Source organism: Demequina sp. (assembly GCF_049841215.1).
Classification (GTDB): Bacteria; Actinomycetota; Actinomycetes; order Actinomycetales; family Demequinaceae; genus Demequina.
On sequence record NZ_JASGEO010000017.1, the window covers coordinates 1 to 11,023 of the forward strand.

General features: G+C 68.9%; 11 protein-coding genes. 5 read left to right on the forward strand and 6 right to left on the reverse strand.

All coding sequences use genetic code 11. The features are described 5' to 3' along the window. Positions 1-122: 122 nt before the first annotated feature. The gene (locus QM618_RS09470) at positions 123-2,477 is read right to left on the reverse strand and encodes a sodium-translocating pyrophosphatase (RefSeq protein ID WP_428097694.1); all 2,355 of its coding nucleotides are present in this window, start codon (positions 2,475-2,477) and stop codon (positions 123-125) included. A 153-nt stretch (positions 2,478-2,630) separates the two neighbouring features. Between QM618_RS09470 and QM618_RS09475 the strand changes: the two genes are divergently transcribed. After that, positions 2,631-3,191, forward strand: a complete 561-nt coding sequence (locus QM618_RS09475) for an RNA polymerase sigma factor (protein ID WP_428097697.1) — start codon at positions 2,631-2,633, stop codon at positions 3,189-3,191. Continuing rightward, entirely contained in the window at positions 3,178-4,914 is a 1,737-nt protein-coding gene (locus QM618_RS09480; RefSeq protein ID WP_428097701.1) for a hypothetical protein, read from the forward strand. Before QM618_RS09475 ends, QM618_RS09480 begins: the two co-directional genes overlap by 14 nt. Positions 4,915-5,095: 181 nt before the next feature. On the opposite strand, the gene QM618_RS09485 is transcribed toward QM618_RS09480, so the two are convergent. The 5 genes from QM618_RS09485 to QM618_RS09505 form a co-directional block, all read right to left on the reverse strand. Then, positions 5,096-5,443, reverse strand: coding sequence for a hypothetical protein (locus QM618_RS09485; RefSeq protein ID WP_428097707.1), 348 nt, complete (start codon positions 5,441-5,443; stop codon positions 5,096-5,098). Continuing rightward, on the reverse strand, positions 5,440-5,757 hold the full coding sequence (locus QM618_RS09490) for a TadE/TadG family type IV pilus assembly protein (RefSeq protein WP_428097710.1): 318 nt from the start codon (positions 5,755-5,757) through the stop codon (positions 5,440-5,442). Before QM618_RS09490 ends, QM618_RS09485 begins: the two co-directional genes overlap by 4 nt. A gap of 2 nt (positions 5,758-5,759) precedes the next feature. After that, positions 5,760-5,939 carry a DUF4244 domain-containing protein gene (locus tag QM618_RS09495; protein WP_428097714.1) on the reverse strand — a complete coding sequence of 60 codons (180 nt, stop codon included), beginning with the start codon at positions 5,937-5,939 and terminating at the stop codon, positions 5,760-5,762. Between the two features lie 109 nt (positions 5,940-6,048). Beyond that, complete coding sequence (locus QM618_RS09500) at positions 6,049-6,936, reverse strand: type II secretion system F family protein (RefSeq protein WP_428097717.1); 888 nt, start codon at positions 6,934-6,936, stop codon at positions 6,049-6,051. Continuing rightward, positions 6,929-7,933 carry a TadA family conjugal transfer-associated ATPase gene (locus QM618_RS09505; RefSeq protein ID WP_428097719.1) on the reverse strand — a complete coding sequence of 335 codons (1,005 nt, stop codon included), beginning with the start codon at positions 7,931-7,933 and terminating at the stop codon, positions 6,929-6,931. Before QM618_RS09505 ends, QM618_RS09500 begins: the two co-directional genes overlap by 8 nt. Positions 7,934-8,079: 146 nt before the next feature. On the opposite strand from QM618_RS09505, the gene QM618_RS09510 reads away from it, so the two are divergent. The 3 genes from QM618_RS09510 (at position 8,080) to QM618_RS09520 (ending at position 10,963) form a co-directional block, all read left to right on the forward strand. Then, complete coding sequence (locus QM618_RS09510) at positions 8,080-8,874, forward strand: HAD family hydrolase (protein ID WP_428097723.1); 795 nt, start codon at positions 8,080-8,082, stop codon at positions 8,872-8,874. Between the two features lie 9 nt (positions 8,875-8,883). Continuing rightward, complete coding sequence (locus tag QM618_RS09515; RefSeq protein WP_428097726.1) at positions 8,884-9,795, forward strand: GDSL-type esterase/lipase family protein; 912 nt, start codon at positions 8,884-8,886, stop codon at positions 9,793-9,795. Positions 9,796-9,997: 202 nt separating this feature from the next. Next, positions 9,998-10,963, forward strand: coding sequence for a hypothetical protein (locus QM618_RS09520; protein ID WP_428097729.1), 966 nt, complete (start codon positions 9,998-10,000; stop codon positions 10,961-10,963). The last annotated feature ends 60 nt before the right edge of the window (positions 10,964-11,023 follow it).

Here is an 11,023-nt window from a genome sequence, read left to right on the forward strand (position 1 = left end):
GGGGCCGGGTGCGCGGGGCAGGCGGCGCGGGCGGCGCGGGCGGCGCGGGAAGCGCGCCCCAGACGCACGAAGGCCCGGGTCTCTTGACCCGGGCCCCTCGCGCTAGACCTATCGCGCTTGATCTACTCCTTCGCGGCTGCGTCCGCCTCCGCGAGTTCCGCGTTCACCACATCCCCTGGCGAGTTGTCGCCGAGGTCGTTGACCGCGGAGTCCACCTCGGAGGCGATGCCGCCCTGGTGCGCACGGCGAGCCGCCGCGTACACCGCGCCCACAGCCACGGCCGCAGCAATGAACGCGATCCCGCCGCGCAGCCATGGGTTGGCGTCGGATCCATAGGAGAGCATCACCACGGCGGGCGCGATCAGCACTGCCACCAGGTTCATCACCTTGATCAGCGGGTTGATAGCCGGTCCGGCCGTGTCCTTGAACGGGTCACCGATGGTGTCACCGATGACCGTGGCCTCGTGAGCCGCCGAGTACTTGCCGCCGTGGTGGCCGTCCTCGACGATCTTCTTGGCGTTGTCCCACGAGCCACCCGAGTTGGCGAGGAACACGGCCATGAGCACACCGGTGCCGATGGCGCCGGCAAGGAAGCCAGCGAGCGCGCCAGGGCCAAGTGCCATGCCAACGAAGATGGGCGCCATCGCGGCCAACAGGCCAGGCGTGGCCAACTCACGCAGCGAGTCCCGCGTGCAGATGTCCACCACACGCCCGTACTCGGGGCGCTGCGTGCCGTCCATGATGCCGGGCATCTCGCGGAACTGGCGGCGCACCTCGAAGACGATGGCGCTCGCCGCACGGGTCACGGCGTCGATAGCCAGCCCCGAGAACAAGAACACCACGGCACCACCGATGATCACGCCAACGAGCGTGAGCGGGTGGATGATCTCGTAGCTGAAGTCGGTGATCGCGCCGCCAGCCTCGGCGAGCGCGGTGCCAACGGCATCGGAGTACGAGCCGAACAGCGCCGTCGCGGCCAGCACGGCTGTGGCGATCGCGATGCCCTTGGTGATGGCCTTGGTGGTGTTGCCCACCGCGTCCAGGTCCGTGAGGGTCTTCGCGGCTTCCTCGTCCACCTCGCCTGACATCTCGGCGATGCCCTGCGCGTTGTCGGAGACCGGGCCAAAGGTGTCCATGGCCACGATCACGCCAACCGTGGTCAGCAGGCCACAGCCGGCCAGGGCCACGAGGAACAGTGACAGGCCAATGGAGCCGCCAGCAACGGTGAACAGAATCACGATGGAGCCACCGATCACGAGCGCCGTGTACACCGCAGACTCGAGACCAATGCCGATGCCGGAGAGCACCACAGTGGCCGCGCCAGTAAGAGAGGTGCGGGCTACACGCTTGGTGGGGCGCTTGGCGGTGTCCGTGAAGTAGCCGGTGAGCCACAAGATCACACCGGCAAGTGCGATGCCGATGATGACCGCAACCGCGGCCACCACTCGGGGGTCGCGGTCCGCGTCGGTGAGCGAGGATCCGTTGAAGCCCGCAAACGTCGAGGGCAAGTAGACAAACGCGGCGATCACGGCGAGCACCGCACCGATCACGGCGGACGTGTAGAAGCCGCGGTTGATCGCCTTGAGGCCCGGCTCGCCCTTGCGCACCTTGGTGATGAACACGCCGATGGCCGCGGTGATCGCGCCAATCGCGGTGACGATGAGCGGGAACACAAGCCCCTCTTCACCGAACGCCACCTTGCCAAGAATGAGCGCCGCCACGAGGGTCACGGCGTAAGACTCGAACAGGTCGGCCGCCATGCCCGCGCAGTCGCCAACGTTGTCTCCAACGTTGTCCGCGATGGTCGCGGCGTTGCGGGGGTCGTCCTCCGGGATGTGGTTCTCGACCTTGCCCACAAGGTCGGCGCCAACGTCGGCCGCCTTGGTGAAGATACCGCCGCCAACCCTCATGAACATGGCGAGCAGAGCGGCACCGAAGCCGAATCCCTCAAGCACGGCAGGAGCGTCGGACTTAAAGAGGAGCACCACGAGGGCGGCGGCACCGAGGCCCTGCCCCACCACGCCCATGCCCACGGCGCCGCCGGTGCGGAAGGCGATGCGCGCACCCTTGGCGCGGCCCTCGTCCTCGGTGGCAGCGAACGCCACGCGCACGTTGGCGCGCACCGCGAGCCACATGCCCATGTACCCAATGGTCGCGGAACATGCGGCACCTACCAGGAAGAACACGGAGCGCCCAATGCGCACATCCATGTCACCGGGAAGCAAGAACAGCAGCGCGAACACGACCACCGCAAACACCGACAGTGTGCGCAACTGGCGCGTGAGGTACGCGGATGCGCCCTCTTGCACCGCGCCCGCGATCTCTTGCATCTTGGCGGTGCCGTCCTTGTACTTGAGCACCTGTTGGCGCAAATACCAGGACATTGCCAGTGACAGCGCGGCGATCACGCCAATGATGACAACAGTGGTGATGTTTCCGGAAGAGACCGAAATGGCCTGGACCGACGAGGGAAGCATTCGTCCTCCTTGACGAGCCGTGACGCCCTTGTCACGGCGGCTTACGTACCTGGCGAGTCTAGGGGACGATGGGTTCACCGGCGACCGCCCCCCAACGATTTGCGCGACTTGTTCGTCGACATTGCGAACGGCGGTTACCAACCCGGAGGACTCATGGCTGAGTGGCAAGACACGATGGAGCGCCTAGTGCGCGACCGCGAGCGTGCGCTGCTGAGTTACGCGTTCCTGGTGTGCGGCGATGCGTCCAAGGCACAGGACCTTGTGCAAGACGCGCTGGTGCGCACCTTTTCTCGCGAACGCAAGGGCCTCACGGTGGTCACGGCGGAGGGCTATGTCCGACGCTCCATCACCTCCGTCTATATCGACGAGTATCGCCGCGCGCAGCGTTGGCAACGCGTCCAGCACCTGTTCAGGGAAGAGGAGCCTTCGCGGGATCCGGTTCACGCCGTCGAGGCGGGGTCCGACGTTCACGCCGCCTTGGCAACCCTCTCACCACGGGAGCGGGCATGCGTTGTGTTGCGCTACTTCGACGACCTCACGGTGCCGCAGATTGCGCGTCACCTTGGGCTCGCCGAGGGAACGGTAAAGCGCTACCTCGCGGACGCCATGGGGCGCCTGCAGTTGGCGCTTGGCGAGATCGACGACGAGAACGAGCAGACCACGGTGACGCCCCCACGGGCTTCGGGAAAGGGAAATGATCATGAAGATGTCTGACGCATTGCGAGGAGCCGCTGAGCAGGCTCCCGTTGAGGAGATTCACGTGTCGACCTCTGCCGTGCGCTCGCGCGCCCGGCGCAACCGTGCGGTGCGCGTTGGCGCCAACGGTGTGGTGGGAGTTGGCGCCGCGGCGCTGCTGTTCGCCGGTGTCACCGGGGTGGTCGCGAACCAGACCGCGCTGATTCCTGCGGAGAACGATGGCGCCGCTCCCGCGGACCTTGGCGCGGTCGAGGGCGGCGCTGCCGACCCCTCGCGCGGAACCTCCGAGCTTGCACAGGGTGGCTGCGGCTTTGGCCTCGACTTCACCGCCTTCCCGCAGGGTCCCGTTGACTCGACCGTCGCGGTGACCGGCATCAACGACGGCGCCGCGACCGTGGACCTCGGCTACAGCACCAAGGATTCGGGCGAGTTCACGGTGGACTCCGCCACGGTCTACGTGGTGTGGAACGACCTCATCGTGGGCACCGTTGGCCCCGCGTGGGACACCATTGACCACGCCGTCACGGCCGACACTCCGCTCACCGTCCCCGCGACCGTTGACTTGGTGAACTGCTGGGATGGCACCGCACTGCCGGCGGGCAACTACACGCTCGTGACGATGACGAGCCTGCTGTCTGGCGAGATTCCGCCGGTTCCGGAGCCCACGGGAGAGCCCGCAGTGGACCCCGGCACCGAGCCCACCGTGGACCCTGACACGTCGGTCTCGAGCGACGTGGCGGTAGAGGACGACGCGGCGCTCGACATCACGGACCTCATCAGCTACTCGATCTCCAACACGGTGGAGCTGACGATCGCTGGCGATCCCGCCAAGGACCCGTTCGAGCAGTACCTCAACCCCGTGGATCCCGTGGACCCGGAGCCCACGTTGCCGAGCGACGCCCTCACGAGCGATGAGGCCCGCGCCGCCTACGAGGCCGCCCTGGTGCTTGGCCCGTGGAGCATGAAGCCCGGCACGCAGCGCGTGGTCCTCACGGGCGACAGCCGCGACACGAACGGCGAGCTGTGGAACACCAGCTACTACGGGTGCCCCATGGATGGAGTCTCCGACAGCTTCCCCAAGGAGTCCGCAGACCTCAACTGGCTGACCGCCACCGCAAACCTGCCGTCGAGCCTCCACGTGAGCTACGGCTGGATCGTGGATGGCAACCCCATGATCCACTACGGGGTCACGAATGACTCCGAGTGGTCTCTGCCCGGGTTCTACGAGGGCGCCTCCCCCCGCTTGGTCCTGGTGAAGAACGGCAAGGTGGTCGCTGAGGCCTACCCGGTCAACCCCAACCAGAACGGCGGCCAGGTCATGCCGTTCACCGCCGACGGCGACGTGGCCGCCGCTACCGAGGGCGGCGACAAGCTCATCTACGCCCCTGAGACCGGCTACCTCGCTCCCGGTCAGTCCGTACGCGGCGACTACTTGTGGCGTGACGTCAACGGCTGCTGGACCTCCACCGGCCAGGCCACCGTGGGCCCAGGCCAGTACACGGTGCTGAGCGCGCAGGACATCTACCTTGGCGGCATGTACGCCACCGCGTACGGAGCCGAGGCGGAAGCCCAGGCCCGCCAGGATGAGGCGGAGGTCGCCAACGGCAACGTCTCGAGCGGCGACGGTGGCGACGGTGGCGACGAAGCCGTGGAGCCGATCATCGCTCCCGCCCCCGACGAGAGCGACTACATCTCCTTCACGGTGTGGACCTCGCTGGGCACGGTGACCGTAACGAACTAGACAAACGGGACGCTCCGTGTGATATGCGTCACATTGGGCTCAGGATGTTTCTGTAACAGGTATGGCGTGAGATTGACTGGGGGATGACGCCATGGAGCGTCCCGCCTGGCCCGGAGGATTCCCTCAGTTCCTCCGGCTTTGCCGGGCCGGCCCGGTGGTAGTTCGGTTCCCTCAGCCCGAGCTACCGCCGGGCCCCTTTCATGTCCGGCCCCGCTCGCGCACTCGCCATGGCACCGCCCGACGCTACGGTCACCTGCACCGAGCCGTCACCCCATTCGTGGCATGCGGTGAGCGCCGCCGCGTTCGCGGCGGCCGTGCGGCGTGCCGCCGCACATGCCCCCTCACCTTCGCCATCGAGGCTCGCCCTTGCCGCGTAGGCGCCCGCGAGCGCGGACAAGTCCGCGGCCGCCTTGGCGGCGGCACAGTCCCGCGAGTGACCAACAAGAGCGGCGAGCAGCACCGCGATCACCACCGCCACGGCGAGCACGGCCACCGCGATCACCGAGGCGCTTCCCGTGTCCCTTCTCATGGTTGATACGCCTTCGCGACGGCCGTGACGTCGGGGAGCGGGCCGGCACCCCGTAACGTGGCGGTCGCCACCCACCAGCCGCCGTCGGTGGCGAGGCGCACCGAGACCCGCCCAGGGGACACGGCCGCCCCTGCGCGCTGGCCCGCGGCAGCGCCGTCAACCAACGCGACCCTGGCTGCAGTGGCGGCCGCCTCCCTGGCGACCGCAGCGTCGGCGGTATGGCGAGCCCCCGCGAGCAGTACCGCCAGTACCAGCACCACCGCGGGAAGCGTGAGAGCGAACTCCACCGTGGCCGAGCCGCGATCGCCTCTCATCGCTAGCCGCCGAGCGCGGACTTGATGATGCCCGTCAACAGGTTCCGCACCGCTGCTGACTTGAGCAACGCGATGAGCACTCCCGCGAATGCCGCCGCCGCGACCGTCACGAGCGCGTACTCCGCGGTGGCCATGCCCGTGTCGCTGCGCAGGTCCAGCCCGCGCCAGCTCCATTTCTTCATGCCTCCTCCTTCCGTTGGGACCACCGTGCCTCGGCCACAGGGACGCTCGCTTGGCCCACCCCCGGCCGCGGTGGATAACCTGCCGAGCGGCCTCACCTGGGGACGCGGCTTACCGAAGGCCACCGATGAGCGCCACGAGCAGCGGCACGATGCCCACCACGACGAAAGCGGGAAGCAGGCACAGCGCGAGCGGAATGGTGAGGCGAACGGACAACTCCCCTGCGGCCACTTGGGCGGCCCTGCGGCGGCGCAGGTCCTCGCCCGACGCCACGGCGAGCAGCATGGGCGCGGCGTGGGATCCGCGCTCCCACGCGAGGCGCAGCGCGCGCTCGAGCGGCTCGGGACCGCCCACCCATGCGGCGGCCCACGCCTCGCCCCCGGACAACGCGAGCGCCACCGCCTGCAAGCGCTCGCCCGCCGCCCAAAAGCGCTTCTCCGGAGTCATCGCGAGCCCCACCGCCGCGAGCGCACTCGCAACATCCGCCCCGGCGGCCATCGCCGCGCGCACCGCGTGGAGGGACACCCCCGTGGGATCCGGAGCCGGAGAGGCGCGCGCAACGAGCCGCCTCATCCAGCACCTCCCAGCCAGCGTGAGCGCGGCACCCACACCCACGAGCGCCACCCCAACGGGACTCCCCAGAACCGCAAGCACGCTGGTGTCCACGAGCACCGCAAGGCCAAGCCCAACCGCCGGAAGCCACGCGAGCACGCGCGCGGACAGGCGCGGGCCCGCGAGCGCCACATCACGAGCGAGCGCGGCCTCTGCCTCCTCCCGCAGCGCGGCGGCGCACGCCTCCAGCACCGGGGCGAGTGGGGCGCCAGTCGCGTGCGAAAGCCGCGCGGCCACCGCGAACTCGGGAGCGGCACCCGCGGCGGCGCCGTCCTCACCCACCTGTCCCCAGCCAACGGCCTCGAACGCGTCACCCGGCGACAAGCCCGCCCGCAGCATCCCCACCACGGAGGCGGCGTCGACGAGTTCGTCGACCGCGTCAGCCATGAGCCGCCATCGCCGCGAGCGCCTCCCACCCAGGCCCGCGCGTGACGCCGGCCCCGCCACCCCCGTGCTCGTCGCGCAGCGCGGACCGCACCGCGAGCCCCCGCGCGGTCACCGCGAGCACCGCCACCTCGATCACCCTCCGCGCCCCCGACGGCCCTCGCTCCACGTGCACCACCGCGTCAAAGCCCGCCGCCGCAAGCCGGTGCGTCGCGCGATCCGGCAGCCCGGCGAGCGCCCCCAGCGCGGCCAACCGGGCAGGGACGTCGCTCGCGGAGTTCGCGTGCAGGGTAGTGAGCCCACCGCGATGCCCGGTGTTGTAGGCGGTGAGAACCTCGCGCAGTTCCGCGCCGCGGCACTCGCCAAGCACGATGCGATCCGGCCTCATCCGGAGCGCCTCGCGCACCAGCCGCTCGAGCCCGACGCCACCGGCACCCTCCACATTCACGCGCCGCTCCACAAGGCGCACCACGTGTGGATGGGTCGGCCTCAGCTCCCCCACCTCCTCCACAATCACCACGCGCTCGCGCGGGTCCACGAGACCAAGCAGCGTCGACGCGAGTGTGGTCTTTCCCGCGCCCGTCCCTCCCGTGACCAGCAGGCTTGCCCGCGCCGCAATAAGTGCCGCGAGCACGTCCGCGACCACCGGCGCGAGCATCCCCGCCGCCACCAGATCCGCCATCGTGAACGGCTCGCTCCTCACCCGCCGGATCGAGATGGCCGTGCACCCATCCGCCACGGGCGGCAGCACCGCGTGCAGGCGAGAGCCATCCGGCAGGCGCGCATCCACCGTTGGCTGCGCATCATCAAGGCGCCTGCCCGCCGCTGCGGCGAGCCGCACCGCCAAAGCCCGCACAGCGTCGGGCCCGTCAAAGCTCACGGGGGCGCGTTCGCACCCAAGTCCGCGGTCCACCCACACGTCATCAGGCCCGTGCACGAGCACGTCGGTGACGCCGGGCGTCGCGAGCAGGTTGGCAAGGGGGTTTGCGTGGGCGACCATGGGGAAAGGGTGACGTGGCGGCGTTACTTGCCGCAGCGTCGGGCGGCCCGACGGTGGATAACCGGCCTCTGACCCCTAACGGGGGACGCAGGTTAGGTATTGCGGGAATGTCAGTTTGCACCGATACCCTTGAGGAAGGAGGGTGAATGGCCACCGAGACGCGCCCAGCGGCGTTCTTTGACCTGGACAAGACCATCATTGCGATGAGCTCGTCCAGCGCCATTTCGCGCCCGCTGCTTGAGGGCGGGCTACTGACGCGCACCGCCGCACTGCGCACCGGTTACGCCGCGCTGCTGTTCCACATGGGCGGCGCTGACGAGCGAAAGACCAACCGGTTGCGGGATGCCCTGAGCGAACTCATCCGCGGCTGGGACGTGGCGCGGCTCAACGAAATTCTTGACGACACCCTTGAGCAGCACATTGATCCCGTGGTGTACGAGGAGGCGCTTGAGCTGATTCACGCGCACCACGAGCTTGGGCGGGACGTGGTCATCGTGAGTGCGTCCGCGGAAGAGGTGGTGCAGCCCATCGCGCGGCTGCTCGGCGCGGACGCCGTGATCGCCACCAAGATGGCCGTTGAGGACGGGCACTTCACGGGGGAGATCGACTTCTACGCGTTCGGCGAGAACAAGGCCACGGCCATGAAGGAGCTCGCGGCAGAGCGCGGCTACGACCTCTCGCGCAGCTACGCGTACTCCGACTCGATCACGGACATGCCCATGCTGTCCGTGGTGGGCAACGGGTACGCCGTGAATCCAGACCGCGCGCTGCGGCGAGCGGCGCTTGACCACGGCTGGGGCATGCTGCGCTTCCGCAAGCCTGTGGCGCTACGTTCCGCGCCGTCGGCGGCGTCGGTGGCGATTGGCGTGGTTGTGGTGGTTGGTGTGGTGGTTGGCGCGGTGTTGGTGTCGCGCGCCATCCGCCGCAGGCGCTGGGAGTAGGTTCCGGGCATGGGGGTTCCACGCTCGCTCGCCGTGGTGATCGGCGTTGCGCTTGGCGTTGTGCTTGGCGTTGCGCTTACGGCGCTTGGGCTGGGAGCCCCCGCGCTCGCCACCCCAGCCCCAGAACGCGAGACCGTGCGGGTCATGTTCGTTGGCGACTCGCTCACCGGGTCTCCTGGGTGTTGGCGCGCGCCGGTGTGGGTGTCACTCACGGATGCTGGGTACGACCTCGAGATGGTGGGCATCAACACCGTCAACGAGTGCGGGGACGTGACCAACACGATTGGCTCTGCGTGGGATCCCGACAACACCGGGATTGGCGGTGCCACGAGCACGCGCGCGTGGGTGAAGCTGGCGCGGGACAAGGTGCTCGAGCAGTACCAGCCGCAGGTGATCGTGCAATTGCTGGGCACGAACGACCTCCTTGGCGGGTCCAGCGCTGACGCGGTACTCGAGCAGTACGACAAGCTGCTCGAGCTGTATCGCGACTACAACCCGTCCGTCACCGTGGTGGTTGGCACGCCGCCTCCCATCGACTCCGGAGTGTGTGGGTGCGATGCGGCGCAGTCCGCTCTCGCTGCGACGCTGCCCGGGTGGGCGCAAGGGGTCTCCACTGCGGAGTCGCCTGTCTTCGATGCGGACCTGTCGAGCGGCTTTGACCCCGCGGTGGACACCGACGACGGCATCCACCCCAATGACTCCGGCAACGCCGTCCTCGCCGCCGCGTGGACCCCGGTTATTGAGGACGCGCTGGATGCCGCGCTCGAGGCGGTGCCGGCCAGCCCGAGTGCGACCCCCGACGAGCCGATACCCACCGATGCCTACCCGCCCGCAACGCCGTCGGCCGTGTGGGTGCTCGTGGGCCTGCTGCTGGTCGCGCTCGGCGTTGGCGCGGCGGTGGCGCGGTCGCGCAACCGCTGATCGTGACCGATTTGTGATGGTCCGTACCCCACGAAAAGTGGGTGGGTGACGTTCTACTAGTAGCAGGGGCCGGTCACAACAAAAGGGGGACGATGCGCGCTACTCGCGCACGCGCGGGGCACACGCCCGCGCCGCTTTGTTACGCTGTGCGTGCGTCCGCCGACGGACGCACCCCACCCACCCTCCTTGAGGAGACTTCGCCGTGCCCAAGGCGCTGAAGATCGCTGCCGCGCTGATGGTTGCGCTCGCGTCCGCGGCCATCGGTTGGTTCGGAGTGAAGTGGTGGCAAGACTCGCGGGACGTCGCGGCGCCGAGCCTTTCTCCCACGCCCTCCGCGTCGGCGAGCGACATAGCCTATGTGCATCTCACGTTTGACCTCGACGCCGTGGTTGAGCAGGCATCTGGCCTGGTAGAGCGCCCTGCGTGCGGAGACGAATGGGCTGGTGCGCCAGCTGTGGCGAACGGCGTGCTGATTACCGCCGACGTTGAACAGACCCAAGAGAACGGGGTCGATGCGCTCGCCATCGGCTCGTACTTCACGCCCGAGGGCCAAGACCCCGTAGCGTTCCTCGGCGCCGAGGGGTACTACGTGGTCACGCGCGACGGCAAGGTGGTCTCCCCGGACTGGGGTGCCGAATACGTCCCCCAGTACTACGTGGCGATCCCCGGCTCCAAGACGCTCGCGGGCGAGGGAGTCTCGCTGACCGGCCCCACGCTGTGCGACGTCGCGGACGAGCTCGCGGAAATCTGGGCCGGCATCGACTTTGGCACGGCCACCGACGAAGAGATCCAGGCGGCCCAAGAGGCCACCGAGGCCTTCAACGAGGCGAACGCCGCGCTGCCGTCCGGAAAGTATGAGATTTGGGCCGTGGCGCCGGTGCTCCTCGGCGAGGAGGCGGCGATCGCGCGAGCGCTCAGCGACGAGGGTGTGAGCAACATCGGCACGCTCTCGTACTCCATTGGCTCGTCGCCGCTGCGCGACGACCCTCGCCTCGCGGACTACTGCACGGACGAGCTCGACGAGAACGGCGAGGCCGTTGCCCGCAACTGCGACGTCCCCGCCGACGTGCTCAAAGAGGTGCTCGCTCGTGACGTGCCCCAGGTGTACGTGGTGGAGGGCCCGGCGGCTCTGGCGGTGTCAGAGCCGGTGGCGATCGAGATCCCGTAGCGCGCAGCCCCGCCCAAGCCGCCCGCCGCCCGGGAGCGCCCGCGCGCCGCTCACCGGCAA

Coding starts and splice junctions, on each gene's coding strand:
- QM618_RS09490 (WP_428097710.1), bottom strand. CDS start 5,757: ATGAGAGGCGATCGCGGCTCGGCCACGGTGGAGTTCGCTCTCACGCTT.
- QM618_RS09510 (WP_428097723.1), top strand. CDS start 8,080: ATGGCCACCGAGACGCGCCCAGCGGCGTTCTTTGACCTGGACAAGACC.
- QM618_RS09475 (WP_428097697.1), top strand. CDS start 2,631: ATGGCTGAGTGGCAAGACACGATGGAGCGCCTAGTGCGCGACCGCGAG.
- QM618_RS09495 (WP_428097714.1), bottom strand. CDS start 5,939: ATGAAGAAATGGAGCTGGCGCGGGCTGGACCTGCGCAGCGACACGGGC.
- QM618_RS09470 (WP_428097694.1), bottom strand. CDS start 2,477: ATGCTTCCCTCGTCGGTCCAGGCCATTTCGGTCTCTTCCGGAAACATC.
- QM618_RS09505 (WP_428097719.1), bottom strand. CDS start 7,933: ATGGTCGCCCACGCAAACCCCCTTGCCAACCTGCTCGCGACGCCCGGC.
- QM618_RS09485 (WP_428097707.1), bottom strand. CDS start 5,443: ATGAGAAGGGACACGGGAAGCGCCTCGGTGATCGCGGTGGCCGTGCTC.
- QM618_RS09500 (WP_428097717.1), bottom strand. CDS start 6,936: ATGGCTGACGCGGTCGACGAACTCGTCGACGCCGCCTCCGTGGTGGGG.
- QM618_RS09515 (WP_428097726.1), top strand. CDS start 8,884: ATGGGGGTTCCACGCTCGCTCGCCGTGGTGATCGGCGTTGCGCTTGGC.
- QM618_RS09480 (WP_428097701.1), top strand. CDS start 3,178: ATGAAGATGTCTGACGCATTGCGAGGAGCCGCTGAGCAGGCTCCCGTT.